The organism is Novisyntrophococcus fermenticellae, assembly GCF_018866245.1.
Taxonomy (GTDB): domain Bacteria; phylum Bacillota; class Clostridia; order Lachnospirales; family Lachnospiraceae; genus Novisyntrophococcus; species Novisyntrophococcus fermenticellae.
Genome location: NZ_CP076458.1, coordinates 2,793,214 through 2,811,623 on the forward strand (window position 1 = coordinate 2,793,214; position 18,410 = coordinate 2,811,623).

Sequence of the window (18,410 nt, forward strand, 5' to 3'; positions counted from 1 at the left end):
AAGACAATCTAATATCTGTATTCTGTTTTTACATCCACTTACTTGGTCAATTCTACATTTTAATCTCTGATTTGAAATACTGTTCTTGAAATCTTAGCTGTTCCATAATTTCTTCTTTGCTAAAAGAAATGTTTTCAGGTGCAATAACCCATTTTTCTTCAACATCATCAGCCCGGCAAATAATTGCTATTATTTCTCCTGTGAATTCCTTTACAGGCTCGTAAACTCCCAATATATAAGCATCCTGTTCTTCACCATCCGGTGCAATAATTCCCTCAATAAATCCATAGTTAACTGAATAATATATATCTTTATGCTCTGGATGATAACTTCCCAACGGTCTATCGACAGTTACTTTTACAATATCTCCTATCATAACTAAAACCGCCTTTCTCTTTCCACATTATTCTACCAGATCCAGCCTTTTATTGCCATTACTTTAAGAAGCAAAATAATGGCAGATAATCACGAGGAAAATCTGCCATTTAAAATACCTGTGTTAAAATGTTTTTACTCAAACCTGCCAGTTATTACCTATCTTCGGAGAATGTTAAAAAATAGTTATCCACCAGGTATTCACATAATTTTTTTGTGGCTCCAGCTTAATCAGGTTCTGCTGTTTTTCAATATCTTCAATCACGCCCTCTTCGCCCTGAAGCGATGCCCATGGTTCGATACAGATAAATGGAGCATCTTTTTTGGGAATATGCCAGAGACATAAGTTTTTCATCTGAGGAAAAGTCAGTTCAACTCCATGATTGTTTTTTCGGGATTTTAATGCCAGTCCCTGACCTACATCCCGTAAAATAATTGCTCCCCTATCGAAAAGGGATAACGACAAAGGCAAAATTCTCTCATCCTCCAAGGGATAGACCTTATCCTTCCCCGTCCGGAGTTTTCCCTCACTCAGACCAACTTCCATCGGCTGATGTTCATCTGTAAATTCGAGATAACAGTCATGTAACTCCCCTTCTCCATTCTGCGGCACAAAAAAACCCGGGTGACCGCCAAGGCCGAAGTACATCGTCTCTTGTCCATAATTCCTGACAATATAAGATATCTGAACAGCATTGTCAACCAACTGATATTCAACTTGGTATGAATACTCAAATGGATAGCATTTACGCATTTCATCAGTAATCTGCATTTCGAACAGCAGCTTTTCTTTGTTTACCTCTATTGCCTTATACTCTGCGTCCGTAGAAAAACCGTGAATCTCCAGTGGATATCTTTTCCCCTTGTAAGTATAACATTTCTCGTAAAGCCGTCCAACATAGGGAAAGAGATTTAACGCGCGCCTGCTCCAATACGCCGGATCTCCCTGCCACAGGTATTCTGCATTTCTCCGCCGGAAGAAGAAACCTCCAGTGTCAGTTTTCCATTATTTAATTTATAATTCATGTGTCTGTTCTTCTCCATATTTGAAAATTTTAATTAGCCCGCGCGGTACCGCGCCCTGTGCTTCCTGACGTGATACGCAGGTAATTATTTTGTCTGTTGCCTCCTGTAAAAGCCGTGCCAGCGCTGTTTTTATTTCTTCACGGCCAGCAATAACCACTTCTTTCTGCGGCAGTTTTTTTATCTGCATCACCTCATTATACAGTATTGTCCCCATATAAAAACTATATATCTGTATCGGTGTACACGCATATACTTTTTTGAGAATACGTACTTTAAATAAAGCCTGATTCATTCCCATCCGTCCACAATAATCATAGCCCTTTAGCAGAAAACCGCAGTCCAGGCCTTTTACGGATAAATCAACCGTATTTTTTAAAATCGTGTTTTCGGCCAACGCCGCAATCATTTCTCCCGTCAGCATCGTTGAAAAACTGCTGATTTGTTCCTTCTCATTTGTGATAATTACCTTCGAGTGAGACCCCGGCAAGACGAATATTTTTTCTTTTTTATCCGCTTGGGACAGACCCATTAACTCCGTCTCCTCACCCCGCATAATATCCGCATACATCAGTGATGTGTCATCTGCTTTCAGACCACTGATAAAAACGAACGGAATATCCGTAATCTCCGGCAGACGGACGAGCTCCATCGCATTGTGCAGCTCTTCCAGGCCTGCTGGCAATGATATATATTTTCCTTCATAAATACCACCTTCGGAGGAAATCATCCCTGTTGCCAAAATATATCTGATCTGTGAATCTTTCAGTTCATGTTTTACCAAAACATCCTTTATAGTACTTTTTATACTTTGCTTTAGCTGACTTTTATCAGTGAGGCCCGCAGTCGCACCCAAATGAATCGGGTATGTCTCTTCCACCTGTGTATCTCTTAATAAACTGATACGGGTGTTTGTCGTTCCACCATCAATAGCGAGATAATACTCCATCATACACTCCTCATCAAATACATATACTGGTCAAGTCAATCCTTTTGCACAGCTCTAATATAGCATCTGGCTTTCTCGGTGATGGCTGCAAACGCATTATTCGCAATCAGCTTTTTATCCACTAGGTTGGACCCGATGCCGAATCCACAAAGTCCATAATTTTGGTATTGTTCAATGTTTTTTTCATTGATACCGCCTACCCCCAGGAACTTGAGGTGGGGGAATGGACCTTTTACCGCCTTAATATATTCCCCGGTCAGACCGGCCGTTGGAAATAATTTTATAAAATCAGCCCCGGATCTGTCAGCTGTCTGGATTTCAGTCGGAGTATAAGCTCCAGGTATCGACACCAGATTTATCTTTCCAGTCATCTTTATAACCGCTGGGTTGGTATCAGGTGAAATAATAAATTCTCCGCCTGCCGACTTTGTCAGCCCTACCTGTTCTTCATTGGTAACCGTTCCGGCACCGATATGCATTCTGCCCTTAAATTCATTATGTAGCAATGCAATATCTTCGGCAGTTACACGATCGCTAATCGTATGATCCGCACTGTATGTCACCTCTAAAAAATGAATTCCGGCTTTATACAGTGCTTGTCCTAATGGAACCAGTTTTTCCCTTGCCACACCTCTGACAATGACAATCAACTTTTCTTCCTGTATTTGTTTTATCAATTCTTCCTTCATGCTTTTGTCTCTCAACCTACCTATCTGTTTATGCTTTCCTCATGAAAGATTGCTCCCCCTTATTTATCAGCAATTTTATCTATGGCTCGCTGATAGATCTCCGTCAATTCATCAATATGCAATTTCTTCATCGTCGAACAGTATTCATTCCATTTTTCATCAATATCCCATTTGCCGACAATAAAATTGACCGCTGTTTCATCTCTGTATTTTGTTAAGTCCTGTTCCAGAGCTAAAGCACAATCCGCATCCTCTTTGGCAACAGAAGGTTTCCAATAGTATGTCTATCATAAAAGCATTGATAGGGAGAAAGGAAATAAATTCTTGCTCCCCATGCCCTTAATCCATGTCCGTATCCGGATTTTTTTGCATTGCCTTACTGAAAAACTTTCCATTGGCTTCCTGTTTCTTCAAAAATGCAATCAGTCTTGGAATATCTTCTTCCTCAATAGGAACATCTAGAACAGATTCCACAGCCGCACCAACTTCAATCAATCTGTGGGTACGTTTCTTTCGTTCCTCTGCCTGTTGTCGTTTTGCTAACTGCTTCGCCTGTGCTTCCGCTTTCTTCGCCTGCTCAATTAACTTTTGTGCTCGAAGATTCTTTTCCTGAATTCGTTCTTCTAATGATCTGGTTGACTTTGCCATACACATACTCACTTTCTACCGCAACTGCGGTGCTAAATTATTTGTTATCGTTGTTACCTGTCTCTACTAAAGACAAATCATTTGACATTAAATGCATGAGCTTCTCCTCAAAAGATTTCTCTGCCTTTTCATCAAAAAACACATTGACCTGATAAATCGTCGTACCAATGCGCCTTACAAATGTGTTGTTTCCTGTCGGTTCTGTTTTCTGTTCCATATTTCCACCTCCTCTTGATATACGAACATTTGTTTGCTATAATAATTTCAGGATTCTTGTCCTGACAAATTGCAGGACGGACTTCTGATTCTGTTCATTTTTTCTCTCCTTTCCGTCTTGAAGTAATCTTATTTTTACAAATAGGATTACTCCCTTCATAAATAGAAGAAATATACGGTGGAATTCGGAACTGTTTTTGAGATAAAGATGGTGTGAACGGGAAACTTGCCAGAGCCTATGAATGGGAACGGAATCTGATTCTAAAGCTGGAGTTTGAGAAAGACCTAGAAGAAGCGAAATCTCCAGCTCATAAAGAAGCTCCCGAACGTAAAAAATTAAAAAGAGAATTAAACAGAGAGGCTCTTGCCCGTCTAGAATCTGCTGCTAGAACCGAGGATGATTTCAATGTAGTCGTTGACTGGTGGGACAGATTAGATAGTAACCGAGAACGAAAAGAACGTTACCACGAAGTGGGAAGAAATGCAGTGCCACTGGAATGGGGTGCTTCCGCAGATACGGTTGTTATTCCCAATCCGATTCAGCATGTGTTCTGGAAACAGATTCTAAAGGGGGAATTCTTGGATGCTATTTTTGACTGTCCCTTGGAAATGCACGAACTGGTTGAAGATGCGGATATCTCTGCTTCCATAAAAAAACTGAAGGATGAACATAAAGAGATTTTGTATTATCTTGCCATCAGGCAGTATTCGAATCAGAGAGTTGCCTGCATTCGAGAACAGAGTGATCGGAACATTCGCAAGGTGCGTGATACTGTAATTCGAAAGCTTCGCAAAAGTTTACTTGCAACATTACAGGAACGGATAAAAAATAAGATTCCCCTCACAAATATAGAACGGGATTTCTTATCTGAATATGGAAATAATGATGGATGTACTGATTGAATCTATGTTATTTTCATTTTTCGTAACATAGAAAAATCCCTTCATAAGCATTTTCACGTTGACGATGCATGGATATGTTGCTAAGATAGTAATATGATTTTCAGTAAACCAGATTACACATAGAAAGAAGGCTCATTATGAACCAGCTATTTAAGAAAAGTTCTTCGAACTGGATACGATATGATAGATATGAATGGAAAACAGATGCCAAAGGTATTCTGTATATTACTCCCTGTAAAGATGCGAAACCTGATTTATACAATCCATTAAAGGACGCTGATAATATGGTACTGTCAGCCATCAATCTTGGTCTGCTTTGTATGAAAAGTGAAACCAGTAAAGAAACTCTGAAAACAGAACTCATGAATTTCATACAAAAATATGGTCTTCTCGGATTTATGACTGCATTACCTACTACACCAGAATTTATTACTTATGAATCAGTTTACTTACCACTGAACCATTTCATAAAAGAAGAATCCATGTCCACAGATGAATACCTTTCCTATTTCTTTCCATTTGAACCTATTTCCTTTGCGAAAAGAAATCGAGAATCTATGTGGAACATAACAGATATTGACATGATGGCAATTACAATGGCTCTGCAAAATAAACCGCAGGCAGTGACCATGAGTTTTCAAAAAGAATATGCAGAGCGATACGACTGGCTGGTGGAAGAATTTAAAGACTGGGCTTTTACCTTTGTAACAAGTTTCCTGTACTATCAGGACTTAGATATATTGGATGAAGACCAGAAACGACTTTACCGTCAGGGCATGGCTGCCTTTGGTGGAATTGCACCAACCTATCATGTGGAACTATTAGATCGACCAACGATTGTGTGGGATTTTCATTCCCTGCTCTTACAGATCCAGATGATGTTCAGCTTCATGCTGACCGATGAGAAATCTTCCATCAAGGTATGCAAGCATTGTGGTAAAGCATTTATCGCCAGCCGACCTAACGCAGAATTCTGTAGTCCGCAGTGTAAGAATCAGTACAATGTGTATAAGAGTAGAAGTAAAAAGATGGATGCGATGGATGAGGATGATGATTAGAATTCAGTTGTTCGGTAATTCCAAACAACTACAACACAATTTCTAAAGGAGTCAAATTCGACACCTTTAAAAATACAATAGTTTAAATCAAATTGTTCCTCAAGTTGGGGAATAATTCATTTACAAACATTTTCAACTTGTCGGAATTACCGACAGGTTCCGCATTTCAAGCAAAAGGGGACTACCTATGAATGATGATATTTTGAAAAAAGATGGATTATCCATGGAAAAATTGGAAAAACTATCTTATCAATCCAAACTTGGTATTCGTTTAAAGAAGAATCTGCATTACTTTGATAAGGATGCACTCTTCACTGAATTAGAAGAAATTAACGAATGGTACGACCGTTGTGATTTTCTTCACGATATAGCAACCGATTATCGTGTAAAGAGTATTCAATCCGCATTTCTAAAATATGAACGGTATTATCCAGATCATCAGGCCGGAAAAGTATTTAACGATATGCTCGGTTTTCGTGCATTATGTGATAATTATGAAGATGTTTTGTATCTTGGGGAAAATGATAAGATACGAGTGGCGGATATGTCTCAGGGCAAGGCTCATGATGATGGGTATCGTGGTATCCATGTTTACTTTCAATTAAGCAGTATTCACTATCCCATCGAAATTCAATATAATACTTATTATGACAGACAGCTAAACAACTGGCTTCACAAATACGTTTATAAACGAAATTACCATAATAATATTGGATGTGTATTGCGAAAAGCCTTTGAATCTGGTAAAATCAGAACAGAACAAGAATTTAAGGAGGTGTTGCATCATGTGTTATCTGATTGCAAAGAAATTTAATGATGTTGGATGTCTGGCATTACAAACCACTCATGGTCAGCATCTGGCAGATTTCAAAAAGAAACTGATTGCTGAAATAGGAACAGATAAAATCCAGTTAGTTACCATCAGCCGTCCCTCTGCTTTTGGCGAATATGAACCATATTCTTTTGTAGATACAGAGCAGGAATTTGAACAGGAAGTATATAAATTAGCATAGAACAACCGCATTTTAATTCCCCCGAATTCGGGGGAATTATTTTTTCAAAACAGTTCCGATTTATCTACTAGATTTCTCCTATTAGTGAAGGACAAGAAATCCCCACAAGGCAGAGCCACCAGCTCTGTCTTTCTTTTTGTCCCAAAACCAATATTTTTATACACATGCCGGCTCTCTCGTGGTACAATAAATCCACAGATGAGCCGGTTGTTTGAAAGGAGAACAACATGAAAAAACAACCGAAACAGCAGAAAATTACTGCACTCTATGAAAGATTGTCCCGAGATGATGAATTATCGGGAGACAGCAACAGCATTATTAACCAGAAGAAGCTTTTGGAGAAATATGCCACAGAACAGGGATTTACGAATCTCATTCACTACACCGATGATGGATGGTCAGGCACTAATTTTGAGCGTCCTGACTGGAAGCGATTACTGAACGATATTGAAGATGGTCTTGTAGGCTGTGTCATTGTAAAAGATATGAGCCGTATTGGACACAATTACCTACAGGTAGGTTTTTATACAGATGTACTATTTCGTGAGAAACAAGTCCGCTTCATTGCCATTACCAATGGTGTAGACAGTATCAACGGAGAAAGCAACGAATTTGCTCCATTTCTTAATATCATGAATGAGTGGTATGTAAGAGACACCAGCCGCAAAATCAAGTCTGTCCTCCATGCAAAAGGTATGGAAGGCAAGCATCTCACTGGAAATGTTATTTACGGATACAAGAAAGATCCAGAGGATGCAAACCACTGGCTGATTGATGAAGAAGCCGCTGCAAATGTACGATGTATTTTTCAGCTAATCATTGACGGACTGGGACCATCACAGATTGCCAGACTGCTTACCTCTGAAAAAGTGGAACGTCCCTTTTACTATCTTGCAATACAGGGACTTGGCAGTTGCAAAGGCTCTTGTGATATGTCAAAGCCATACACTTGGACAGCCAGCACCATTACTGATATGCTGAAAAAGCAAGAGTACATGGGTCATACCGTTAATTTCCGTAATTACAAAGAATCCTACAAAGACAAGCTCTCCAAAAAAGTGGATCCAGAAGACTGGGTTATCTTTGAAAATACACAGGAAGCGATTGTGGATGAAGATACTTGGAATATGGTTCAGAAGATTTGAAAGACAAAGAGACAGCCCTGCAAACGTGGTTATGTAAATCCATTAACAGGTCTGATGTTTTGTGCTGACTGTGGTGCGAAGATGTATAATCATCGTACTGGCGGCTATGAGAAGAAAGATGCAGATGGAAATCCGACTGGCAAGTACACCAATGCACAGGATAACTACCATTGTTCCACCTACAGCCTTAATAAGACCAATTTCGTGGATAAATGCACACAGCACCATATTCGTACTGATGTGGTCAGAGAATTGATTTTAGAGACGATTAAAGCCACCTGCGGATTTGTTCGTGAGCATGAAGAAGAGTTTATTGCAAAGGTAAGAAATGCTTCTGAAATTCAAAGAGCTGATGCTGCCAAGTCTTTACAAAAACGTCTTTCAAAAGAAGAGAAAAGAATTATCGAATTGAATCAACTAATCAAAAAGATTTATGAAGATAATGTCAAAGGGAAATTATCAGACAAGCGTTTTGAAATTCTCCTCGAAGAATACGAAAACGAGCAATCCAATTTAGAAGAATCTGTTGCCAATCTGCAATCAAAATTATCATCCTATACAGAAGATTCTAACCGAGTAGATAAGTTTGTTGAATTAGTTCACAAATATACTGACTTCACCGAACTTACTACTCCCATGATTCACGAATTTGTAGATAAAATTGTGGTTCATGAGGCAGACAAATCTTCTGGTGTGCGTATGCAGCAGATTGATATTTATCTAAAATATGTTGGAAAACTCGATGCTCCAATGAAGGAATTGACTCCCGAAGAATTCAAAGTGGAAGAAAAGAAACGTAAGAAGCGTGCTTGGAATCGCAATTATATGCGCCGCAAGTACGAGAAAGAAAAGGCTGAACGTGAAGCCTTAGAACTGCAAAAGGCAGCCGAATAATCGGCTGTCCTAGAAATACCCTAATGAACGGCATTCATGTGAATGCCGAAGGAAATCCAAACGTTTGGATAACGCAGGTCGTGAATACGAATTCTTTTTACACCAGCCGCTTTCGAACCTCGATCCATTTCATGATGCAGATAACTTTTTGTAATGTTAAACAATCTCGTATGTTCATCGATTTTGTATATCATTCCAAAATAATCCTCCAATTCATTATAAAGAAATTCTGGTAGTTCAATCACACGATTTCCCTTGTCGGTCTTTGGTGTGGTGGTGTATTCAATCCCATCAATTCTTTGTACCTGCTTATCAATCTTTAATGTTCTCTTTTCTAAATTGATATCTCCACGCTCTAGTGCAAGCATTTCGCTCATTCGTACTCCTGTCCAATACAAAATCTCAAAGGCATAATATGAGATTGGTTTATCTTTGATTGCATCCGCAAATTTGGTATATTCTTCTTTCGTCCAGAACAACATTTCCTTTGCCTTTGCTTTCCCCATCTTTTTACCCTTGCTACAAGGATTCTTTGCCAAGTCATAGTAGCGGACTGCATGATTAAATATTGCCGTCAGCTGATTTTGAAGTGTTCGCAGATACGTCTAGGCATAGCCTTTATCATTTTCATCTCGCTTACTTAACAGTTCGTTCTGCCACTGTAAAATATCTGTAGGAGAGATTTCTGATAAACTCTTTTCTTCAAAATACGGTCTAATATGGGTATTGATGATATGAACCTTTGTCCTGTAGGTGTTCAGCTTAATCTGCGGTTTAATGTCGGAAAGATAAACATCAATAAAGACTCCAAATCCCATATTGATATCCTTACTTTTCTTTGCCAAAAAATCCCGCTCATATGCTAATGCATCCTTTTTGGTCTCAAAACCTCGTTTATCATGTTGTTTCTTTTTCCCCTGCCAATCGGTATAGCGCAGAGATACTCTCCAACGCTTCCCATCATAGCCATTCCAATTATCTTTAAAAACTGACACTATTCATTCCCCCTTTCGTGCCAATGTGCCATATCATAATTCACATCACTCTTAATACTGGTTTCTAGATCACTTTTTGCTGTGAGCAACATTCGGATCAAATAATTCTTCTTATTCACAATCCTTGTATCCTGAGAAACATCATCAAATTTTTCAAGAACATATCGGATGGCTCCACTGTCGAGACGATAAAATTGATTTCCCATTGACCTTGCATCGTAGATTTCACCATTATTAAAAGTAATTGTTCTATCTGTGGCGATAATCTCACTCATATAGTCAAGCAAGGCATCTACCATTGCACCATCTCCATCAAAAACTAGAGTTTCATAACTGATTAGATATTTCAGCTCCTCTATGACACGTGCTTTGATTTCATATTGTGATAACTGGCACTCCCTACATTCTTGTAATAGATGGTGATAGGATAAGATTTGACACAACTCACGATATTCAAACCGTTCTATCAACTCCTGCATGGGAACCAGACTTTTTGATATCGTAGGTATTACTTCTGTCTCTCCATCCTTCCTCTGAAAGATTGATTGATGATTATTTACTCTTTTGTTATTTACTTTGTTATTAATTACTTGTGTTGGATGTTCCGTATGCGGTATGCCCGTAATCGAAGGAATCGTTTTCGATTTCTCCGTGAACGGATTTACCGTAATCGGATTTTCCAATTGCGGTGGGACTGGTACCTGATGCACTTCAATCACATTTTTACCAAAGCGCCCTCTCCCAGTTCTCTCTTGTCCACCAGTCAGATATCCTCTTTTCATTAATTCATTCACACTAGATCGGATGCAATCCACACCGTCTGGTAGAATTTTTGAAAAGCCTTTCAAATTAAAATCCCAATTGTCTGATAGGGACAATATTGTTACCAGCATTCCTCGATCTCTCAAACTAAGCTTTTGATCAAGTAAAATATCTTTGCTTACGTTCACATATAGTCCTTGGGTTTTGTTCTTTAAAACTGCCAAAAAATCACTCCTTTCAATTGAAAAGGGGCGGCGACTATGCTAGAATACATTTATATGTAACGTACATGCATAGTCATGTGCCCAAGCTCCTGCTCCAACAGGGGCTTTTTCTTTTCTCTAAAATTCATCACCAGTTACCTCTTCATGCATGCTTCTTCGTAATAGATACGATTGATTTTTCCACTCATTACAAGTAACTTCGGATTTTCTTTTTTCATTCGTTCCGATAATTCCTTAATAATGGCGTATCCTTTGCTTCGACAAACTCCCCAATCAGCACATACCTCGTTTACATCTACATAAACTGTTTTTTCCATCACTTCCATACATTTCTCTCCTCTCGGGTAATATGTGGAATAGAAATAAATTTATTACTATCTTGATTTTATTATACAGAAACATATTTATTTCTGTTCTTTCTATTTTTTCTATTCTATGATAAAATGGGTTCATCATTAAGAAAATGAGGTGATTTTTGAGATGTCAGTTGGATACAAAATAAGAGCCATACGTGATCTAAGAGGTATGACTCAAAAAGAACTTGGTATCAAAGCTGGATTTTCAGCTGCTACTGCCGATGTTCGAATACGACAGTATGAAAGTCATAAAATGATTCCAAAAGAAGATAAGTTAAAAGAGATTGCAACCGCTCTTGATGTAGATGTAAGTGCATTAAAAGATCATGATATCTATTCTGATCTAGATCTGATGCAGATCTTATTTGAATTAGAGAAAAATCACGGACTGGTAATAGAAAAGGAAGCCGATCGGTATGTATTGTCATTTGACGAGTCACACCCATTGTTTCGATACACTAACTATAAGCTCGACAGCTGGTACCGAGCCAAATCACAACTTCTATCCTATTCAGAAGATTCAGGATATGATGATAAAGAATATTTACTTTGGAAATACAGATTCCCACTTGATACTATGGAAATAGAGAAAACAAATGCGGCTAAAGTACAGGAAAAATACAAGCCGTTTGTGAATAACTCTTATAGTATAAAAAAAGTTAATGAATTTATTCTTTTATTTGAAAAATTAATTAGAAGTGGATTTGATATACAGATTGCTTCAGCTCCTGAAAGATCTGGAATCGGAACCTTTGTTTGCTGTGCAATATTTAAACATTCAGAATTGTTAGAAGCTACTGGTGATGCAGCCAATGCTTATGCGGAGTATCTTTCTATGATAACCTATCTGGAGAAGTCAGGAATAGAGATTGAGAGGGAGACGAACTCTTTTGATGGTGAAACACTGTTAGGGGTTTACTTTTATAGCTCTGTGTTGTCCACTGCGCTGAACCATACAGTGTGGGAAATAATTGCGGCATATAAAGCTGGGACGTTAGATGACAAGATAATGCAGATGCAGTATAAGGATTCCTTGCAAACATTTGACGTTGCTCTAAATTAAACTTAATATTACTTTAATCACTTCTTATTTTTCAAAAAATAAGAAGTGATTTTTACTAAAAGCACTGTTAAAGGCTGGTTTTCAGAAAAAAGACGTCCCTCTCTTGTATCTAACTTCTGTGTTTGATATATATTTAGAAGAAATTAACGCATTATTAACTGCATGCGGTTACGAAGAATTATTTCCAGGGAATCCCTATGATTGGCTTATTCTCTGTACATCTACTACAGACAATCCTATCGCTTCATTGAGAGATGCAATCGCACCAATTGAATACTCTTAAAATACTCTTTGTTCTGATGGCAGTTGTCATCAGCATAGCTGCCATCAGAACTAAATATATAATTTTGTCGAATAGACTCCCCCTTTACAAGCACTCAAAGAAATTGCAGCTTCATTAAAAACATGTACGTACGATGTAATCATTGGGGAATTGCACGTATTAATAATTAAAATATTGAATCCCAAATCCCCTTAATTGCTGAACCCACTACAACTGCTGCACCAATTCCAACAGCTGCTGGAATCCATACTGGCGCTGTAGTAGTTGCTAGAGCTGTCGCAACTCCTGCGGAAACCACCGTTGCTGCTGCGCTTCCACCAGCTGCTGATATTCCACCGCCAACCGTTTCTTTTGCAACTCTACCAACAAATTCTTCACCATCAATTGTGCCTTCCAACAAATCTTTTCCTGCACTAATCGTTTCAATTCCACCTGAAATAACTCCTCCTGCAATACCCGAACTCCCAGCCATTTTTGCTAATGATTGTGCCGAAAGTTTTCCTCCAATTGTTTCCACCGCGATTCTGCTTGTATCAGCTGATGAAATACCGGTAGAAGTCATTTTCTGTGTCACATTAGTCCCTTTGCTCGCAAGATTCTCAACCGCTTTTTCATAAGCTTGTACTGTTTCATTTGTCCCCATTAACTTAGTGCCTGCATATTTTCCATTTGAAGCCTGCTTAATAGTCTTAGAAATTGACTGTGCTGTATCTTTCAATTGACTTCTACCAACCACGGTTCCGTTATTCATCAAAAGAACATCATCTCTAACAGCAGTTGTTGATTTCGATAAAATACCTTTTGTCCCATTTACTAAATTTCTTGGGTTCATTGTTTGAGCATCTTTATACAATACTTCATGTACAATACCTTTCAATTGAGGGTTATTACCTGCTCTCTCAAACGCTTCCATCCCAACTTTTGTTTCATATGTCTTTCTTGCTATTGCGGTTGCAGTTCCATAATTACTTTCCATTTTTGTTACCTCCATCTTAAATTGATTTTTATTGTTCTTAACGATCGGGCTTAATAGCCCGCATCATTCATTTCCTGTTCCCAGTTATCTGGTGTCTCTGTTCGACAGTCTAAATTTCCATCACTGTCATACCAGTCTGTATATCCGTCCTCGTCATCGTATCCTGCGAATCTTTCTCCGTCAGAATCATTATTGCTCCAGTATCTGTCAGGTTCATCAAATAAATCAAACATGCTTCTCCTCCTTTCAATTAGATAATTAATCTGTTTCTAACGATGGGCTAAATAGCCAATATTGTTCATATCCTGTTACACCTCCTTTTTCACCATACTTTGTTATATAAAGACAACGCTGTTATCCTATCCTGCAAGTTATCATCATAAGGTAAGATTGTCTTAATTTCATAGAAGTCACCTGTCCTTCTTATCGCCATTACAAGTTCTGGGCTCTCACATAATGGGCTTTCAATATGTAATGGCATAAACCATGAAACCTTTCCACTCTTTCCTGAATAAGAAGCTTTTGCATATGAATGATCCCTATGTTGCATCCTGATTCCTCTTTCGAGTGCACTTATAAGCTGGCCAGCGATCCTTGCATCACTCTGCCCCTGTATACAATCAGGGAATCTTTCCTTTCGTTGCTGAATAATATGCATCAAACAGTTCTGATTAATATCAAAATCATCAATTATTGGATTAAAGATTTCTGTTCCCGCATCAAAGAAATTGATTGGTTCTAGTTCCTTCGCTGACTGTTCTTTAGTAAATCCATTATTCAGATAATCCTGCTTGCTCTGAATAACTGATTCTGCAATATACGTTTGATACTTTTCATAAAATCTGTATAATATTAGAAAGTCCTTCCCAAACAGATTCATCATTCCTGTATTTACGATTACAGATTTAATATTATTAACAACATAGAATTCATCTCTATTCTGTGCTACTAACTGGCTCACTCTTGTTCCAATGATTTTGATATATCTGTCTAATCCCCAAATAGACTTCCAATTCGGAAAAAGGAGATTATCATAAACGTCTTTTGTCAACTCTTGAATATGTTCATCATTTCTTGCATATACTGCTTCAAAATCATACTTGTTTTCGTTTTTCACAGTATCAACTTCCTCTTCTAGTCTTCCAGCATTTTGCAATCTATACTGTTCTTTAAATTTACTTAGATGACCACGTAACTTTCTTTCTTGACAAGAATTTTTTCGGCACATTCCATTTACAAGATAGTCTGGAGTTCCTACAAAATATCCGCTATAATAATCACTTCTTTTTATCAGTGATATCATAACTGGTTTCTCAAAATCTGCTTTCATTCCTGTATCCAACCAAACCATATTGATCGTGGTATCATTCATATTCTTGATATTAAGATCATTATCTAGGTAATACTTTGTGCTGTCTAATTTTGAAATATGAGCTTCAACTCTATTCATATCCGGAATATGTCCGGTAATTCGATAAATTTCATCAGAGACCGCTTCTTCATCTGTTATTACAAATATTTCATTAATTACTCTTTCCATAAGAGCACCTCCTTATTTTTTGTGGTATAATGGTACTGAATTATTTATTCTCTATATCCTCTTTACAAGATTATAATACTACTGATTTGTAACAACCTGAATGATATAGAATTGAACTTGTGTTGATGTCAATTCCCATCAAGTTCTTGACCAAAAATTGACGTCAATTAATAAAATAATTGAATATGTGGAGGGAGATTTTTATGATCTTGAACTATGCAATACTACTTGAATTTTTGAATGACCAGAATGTACAAGGACAAGAAGTTGCCGAATGGCTTGGTACCGTGCCGGAAACAATAAGCAGAATCAAGAATAACAATAAAAATATGATAAAAGGAATTGCTCCAGAAAATTTTTATATAAATGTATTCTGCAAAAAAGACTCTCTTAAAGATTATCAAGGCATAAAGTGTCTTTATTCTTTTCTTGAATCCAAAGACTGTATTACCGATTATATTCACAATGAATATTTAAATTATGAGAAAAAATATAAGATTGACAGTTCATCAGCTGCCAAAGACTTTTTAATGACTATATTAAGAGAGACATCATATAATAAAAATAAAGATGCTTCAGAATCTAAAAAAGCTAACCAACTAATTTCTGCAGTGCAAGAATCTACTGCTACATCAATACGCTTCAACAAATTTAAAAATCCGATTCAAAACAATACCTTCTTTGGGCGAAAAAAAATGTTTGATGATATCCGTAGAATACTAGAAGAAGAAGGAACCTGTATTGTTTATGGAATTGGTGGATTAGGAAAATCCTACTGTTCTTTAAAATATGCTTTGGAATATGCAAATGACTACAGTCAGATCCAACAGGTTATATTTTCAACAGACATCAAAAGCACACTATTAAAAATTCCTTTCAATGGACTTGATGAATCTCATCTGACCGAGGATGAAATATTAGAAAAGCGTTTTTCAATCTTAGCAACGTTTTCTGAAGATACTCTCCTAATCATAGACAATATGGATATCATGCCTGCGGATAAAGATAATTATGAGCGATTAAAACAACTTTCAATGCATGTGATATTCACTACTCGTGAAACTCAAATTGATGCATCTAAATTTCAGCTTCCGATCGAGCCCCTTTCTAAGGAAGAGCAGTTAGAACTATTTACACATTATGGGCAATTCAACATAACACCAGAAGATTTGCCTGCGTATTATAATCTTTTTGAAATGGTCCAAGGGCATACCTTGCTTTTAGAATTGATTGCAAAAACAATGGCCGCAGAAACCTTAACCCCAGAAGAGATGACAGCAATACTGTATAGCCCTGAAGATGATGACATCAGTAAAATTCCTATTGAAAAGGACAATCAATACCAGCAGGAAAAAATGAATAAGTTTGTATCAAAACTATTTGATACAAGCAAGCTTTCTGATCCACAAAAAGAAATCTTGATGAAATTATCATTAACTTCTATCAGTGGAATACGGCAACGCCTATTTAAGCAACTGCTATCATGTGATAATTCAAATATAAACGCCTTAATAAGCCAAAGTTGGATAATACAAAATCGCCCTGGAAGTGCAGACTCATTTAAAATACATTTACATCCTGTAATCCGATCTGCAGTAGTTAACAATACGGAACCAGCAATTGAAAACTGCCATTCCTTTACATATAAGATAGTATCTTTATTAAAAGAAGCCCAAAATTCTATTTCCATCTGTGACAAAACAGACCTATGCGATATTATTGCTAATTCTAGCGATATGTTTTCTTTTGGCATAAAGGACATAGATCTTTTATTTGACATGGCACAGATTTTATGGGGCAATTTTTTCTATACTTATGCATACAAAGTTTACCTCATAGGAATATCAATCTTAAAGGAATTATAGTGGCTCAGTTGTCAAGACAAAAATCTAAGATTTTTATAATGAACTGATATGGTGGATAAGTGACAAGGAGTATGGGGAAGGCAGTGGAACACCCCCCAGATCCATATATGCATCAAGCTACATAGGGCAGTAGCATTGCCGGGTAGTAGCATTCAGCCGGTTTTTGATAGTCAAGGGCAGAATGACATCTTTCAAAATTATAAGTGAAAATATATCGTCCGATAGCGGCTCTGGCTTCTTTGATATTGTTATATTGTGTAAGGTACGCTTCTTCATATTTGAAGCTACGAAACCAGCGTTCAATCATGATGTTGTCAGCCCAACGGCTTTTCCCATCCATGCTTTGGCGAATTCCATTTTTCTTTAAGAATTCAATATATTGTTGACTTGTAAACTGACATCCTTGATCGGAATTTAAAATTTGTGGCTTTGCAACCTTAAAAGCCTTTTTCAAGGCATTGACAACCATTCGGGTATCAAGTGTATCATCGACTTCCCAGCCGACAATACAGCGGCTGTACCAGTCGATTACAGCAGTCAGGTACAAAAATCCATGCCGGATGGGAATATATGTAATGTCAATCGACCAAGCCTGATTAGGCTTGTCTATGACAGCATTGCGGAGAAGATAAGGGAATACCTTAGCTTGCTGCATCCGCTTCGAAAGGTTCATCTTTGGGTAGATTGGATGAATGTCCATTTCGCTCATGTAGCGGCGTGCTTTCCGGCGACCAACATGATAACCACGAAGCTTCAACTGTGCTGACATCTGCCTGGCACCCCAGGTCGGATTATCTGTGTGAAGGTGATCAATGATCTCTTTACAAGCCAGTTCTTCCTCTGATACAGGCGTTCCTTTGTAATAAATGCTGGTGCGGTTGATATCCAGGAGCTTTGCCCCGACAGAAGCAGGTAATTCTTTAGTCGTCAAAAGGTTTTGGACTAAACTTACTCTCGTAGTCAGGTCCACAAATTTCTTCAGATTTTTTTTTGAGCCAGTCAACCTGCATGGTTAACTGACCAACCTTTTTGGCATACTCCGACTTCTCTTTGCGTTCTTCTGCAAGCTTATCTTTGAGGTTTTCCTCTCGCTTGTCGTCAAATGCTGCAGAAGCGTTGTTTAGGAATTCTTTCTTCCAGTTACGGAGTAAGTTGGGTTGAATATTATTTTCAGTTGCAAGGGTATTGAGATCTTTCTCTCCCTTAAGTAACTCAATCACAAGGTCTGATTTAAATTTGGCACTAAAGTTTCTTCTTTGTCTGGACATAGCAATGAATCCTTTCTTTCATACTGATTTTAGTATATCAGATTCATTAAAATCTGTCTGGGAAAGTGTCTTAATTTATGAGACCATTATATCACAAAGTTCGAGCTAAAGAAAAGACAGAAATACTATTATCAAAAATGCGATAAATGTAATAAGCCCTCTCTG

At 37.7% G+C, this 18,410-nt stretch carries 23 protein-coding genes; 8 read left to right on the top strand and 15 right to left on the bottom strand.

Going from position 1 to position 18,410, the window contains the following annotated elements; translation table 11 throughout:
* Window positions 1-52: 52 nt before the first annotated feature.
* From KNL20_RS12865 to KNL20_RS12890, 6 genes are all read right to left on the bottom strand, one after another.
* Window positions 53-376 (bottom strand): inorganic pyrophosphatase, encoded by a 324-nt coding sequence (locus KNL20_RS12865; protein ID WP_230398135.1) that lies wholly within the window; start codon window positions 374-376, stop codon window positions 53-55.
* A 174-nt stretch (window positions 377-550) separates the two neighbouring features.
* Complete coding sequence (locus KNL20_RS12870) at window positions 551-1,330, bottom strand: aldose epimerase family protein (protein ID WP_230400114.1); 780 nt, start codon at window positions 1,328-1,330, stop codon at window positions 551-553.
* A gap of 60 nt (window positions 1,331-1,390) precedes the next feature.
* Window positions 1,391-2,350, bottom strand: a complete 960-nt coding sequence (locus KNL20_RS12875; protein WP_230398136.1) for a 2-dehydro-3-deoxygalactonokinase — start codon at window positions 2,348-2,350, stop codon at window positions 1,391-1,393.
* A 32-nt stretch (window positions 2,351-2,382) separates the two neighbouring features.
* Complete coding sequence (locus KNL20_RS12880) at window positions 2,383-3,036, bottom strand: bifunctional 4-hydroxy-2-oxoglutarate aldolase/2-dehydro-3-deoxy-phosphogluconate aldolase (RefSeq protein WP_230398137.1); 654 nt, start codon at window positions 3,034-3,036, stop codon at window positions 2,383-2,385.
* Between the two features lie 339 nt (window positions 3,037-3,375).
* On the bottom strand, window positions 3,376-3,684 hold the full coding sequence (locus KNL20_RS12885; protein WP_230398138.1) for a DUF3847 domain-containing protein: 309 nt from the start codon (window positions 3,682-3,684) through the stop codon (window positions 3,376-3,378).
* A gap of 37 nt (window positions 3,685-3,721) precedes the next feature.
* Window positions 3,722-3,901 carry a transposon-encoded TnpW family protein gene (locus KNL20_RS12890; protein ID WP_230398139.1) on the bottom strand — a complete coding sequence of 60 codons (180 nt, stop codon included), beginning with the start codon at window positions 3,899-3,901 and terminating at the stop codon, window positions 3,722-3,724.
* A 212-nt stretch (window positions 3,902-4,113) separates the two neighbouring features.
* Between KNL20_RS12890 and KNL20_RS12895 the strand changes: the two genes are divergently transcribed.
* The 6 genes from KNL20_RS12895 (at window position 4,114) to KNL20_RS12920 (ending at window position 8,913) form a co-directional block, all read left to right on the top strand.
* Window positions 4,114-4,803: a hypothetical protein gene (locus KNL20_RS12895; RefSeq protein ID WP_230398140.1), complete on the top strand. Its 690-nt coding sequence runs from the start codon at window positions 4,114-4,116 to the stop codon at window positions 4,801-4,803.
* A 137-nt stretch (window positions 4,804-4,940) separates the two neighbouring features.
* Entirely contained in the window at window positions 4,941-5,861 is a 921-nt protein-coding gene (locus KNL20_RS12900) for a hypothetical protein (protein WP_230398141.1), read from the top strand.
* 187 nt (window positions 5,862-6,048) lie between these two features.
* Window positions 6,049-6,675, top strand: a complete 627-nt coding sequence (locus KNL20_RS12905; RefSeq protein WP_230398142.1) for a nucleotidyltransferase family protein — start codon at window positions 6,049-6,051, stop codon at window positions 6,673-6,675.
* Window positions 6,647-6,874 carry a DUF6718 family protein gene (locus tag KNL20_RS12910; protein WP_230398143.1) on the top strand — a complete coding sequence of 76 codons (228 nt, stop codon included), beginning with the start codon at window positions 6,647-6,649 and terminating at the stop codon, window positions 6,872-6,874. Before KNL20_RS12905 ends, KNL20_RS12910 begins: the two co-directional genes overlap by 29 nt.
* A 227-nt stretch (window positions 6,875-7,101) precedes the next feature.
* On the top strand, window positions 7,102-8,019 hold the full coding sequence (locus KNL20_RS12915; RefSeq protein WP_230398144.1) for a recombinase family protein: 918 nt from the start codon (window positions 7,102-7,104) through the stop codon (window positions 8,017-8,019).
* Between the two features lie 51 nt (window positions 8,020-8,070).
* On the top strand, window positions 8,071-8,913 hold the full coding sequence (locus KNL20_RS12920) for a DUF4368 domain-containing protein (RefSeq protein ID WP_268966553.1): 843 nt from the start codon (window positions 8,071-8,073) through the stop codon (window positions 8,911-8,913).
* Between the two features lie 20 nt (window positions 8,914-8,933).
* Here the strand turns inward: KNL20_RS12920 and KNL20_RS12925 are convergent, their stop codons facing one another.
* The 4 genes from KNL20_RS12925 to KNL20_RS12940 form a co-directional block, all read right to left on the bottom strand.
* Complete coding sequence (locus tag KNL20_RS12925; RefSeq protein WP_230398146.1) at window positions 8,934-9,419, bottom strand: site-specific integrase; 486 nt, start codon at window positions 9,417-9,419, stop codon at window positions 8,934-8,936.
* Between the two features lie 99 nt (window positions 9,420-9,518).
* A complete protein-coding gene (locus KNL20_RS12930) occupies window positions 9,519-9,908 on the bottom strand; it encodes a tyrosine-type recombinase/integrase (protein WP_230398147.1) in 390 nt (129 codons plus the stop codon).
* Window positions 9,908-10,894: a DUF6017 domain-containing protein gene (locus KNL20_RS12935; RefSeq protein ID WP_230398148.1), complete on the bottom strand. Its 987-nt coding sequence runs from the start codon at window positions 10,892-10,894 to the stop codon at window positions 9,908-9,910. Before KNL20_RS12935 ends, KNL20_RS12930 begins: the two co-directional genes overlap by 1 nt.
* Before the next feature lie 134 nt (window positions 10,895-11,028).
* Window positions 11,029-11,220 carry a hypothetical protein gene (locus tag KNL20_RS12940; protein ID WP_230398149.1) on the bottom strand — a complete coding sequence of 64 codons (192 nt, stop codon included), beginning with the start codon at window positions 11,218-11,220 and terminating at the stop codon, window positions 11,029-11,031.
* Between the two features lie 154 nt (window positions 11,221-11,374).
* Here KNL20_RS12940 and KNL20_RS12945 point away from each other — a divergent pair, with 154 nt between their 5' ends.
* Window positions 11,375-12,313, top strand: coding sequence for a helix-turn-helix domain-containing protein (locus tag KNL20_RS12945; RefSeq protein ID WP_230398150.1), 939 nt, complete (start codon window positions 11,375-11,377; stop codon window positions 12,311-12,313).
* Window positions 12,314-12,762: 449 nt separating this feature from the next.
* Here KNL20_RS12945 and KNL20_RS12950 read toward each other — a convergent pair whose 3' ends face one another.
* The 3 genes from KNL20_RS12950 to KNL20_RS12960 form a co-directional block, all read right to left on the bottom strand.
* Entirely contained in the window at window positions 12,763-13,572 is an 810-nt protein-coding gene (locus tag KNL20_RS12950) for a hypothetical protein (protein WP_230398151.1), read from the bottom strand.
* A gap of 50 nt (window positions 13,573-13,622) precedes the next feature.
* Entirely contained in the window at window positions 13,623-13,805 is a 183-nt protein-coding gene (locus tag KNL20_RS12955; protein ID WP_230398152.1) for a hypothetical protein, read from the bottom strand.
* Between the two features lie 89 nt (window positions 13,806-13,894).
* Window positions 13,895-15,112, bottom strand: coding sequence for a DUF3825 domain-containing protein (locus KNL20_RS12960; RefSeq protein WP_230398153.1), 1,218 nt, complete (start codon window positions 15,110-15,112; stop codon window positions 13,895-13,897).
* A gap of 203 nt (window positions 15,113-15,315) precedes the next feature.
* Between KNL20_RS12960 and KNL20_RS12965 the strand changes: the two genes are divergently transcribed.
* Window positions 15,316-16,977: an NB-ARC domain-containing protein gene (locus KNL20_RS12965; protein WP_230398154.1), complete on the top strand. Its 1,662-nt coding sequence runs from the start codon at window positions 15,316-15,318 to the stop codon at window positions 16,975-16,977.
* Between the two features lie 112 nt (window positions 16,978-17,089).
* Here KNL20_RS12965 and KNL20_RS12970 read toward each other — a convergent pair whose 3' ends face one another.
* Together KNL20_RS12970 and KNL20_RS12975 are read right to left on the bottom strand one after the other, a co-directional pair.
* Entirely contained in the window at window positions 17,090-17,908 is an 819-nt protein-coding gene (locus KNL20_RS12970; RefSeq protein WP_230397402.1) for an IS3 family transposase, read from the bottom strand.
* Window positions 17,898-18,245 carry a transposase gene (locus KNL20_RS12975; protein ID WP_230397403.1) on the bottom strand — a complete coding sequence of 116 codons (348 nt, stop codon included), beginning with the start codon at window positions 18,243-18,245 and terminating at the stop codon, window positions 17,898-17,900. Before KNL20_RS12975 ends, KNL20_RS12970 begins: the two co-directional genes overlap by 11 nt.
* Window positions 18,246-18,410: the final 165 nt, after the last annotated feature.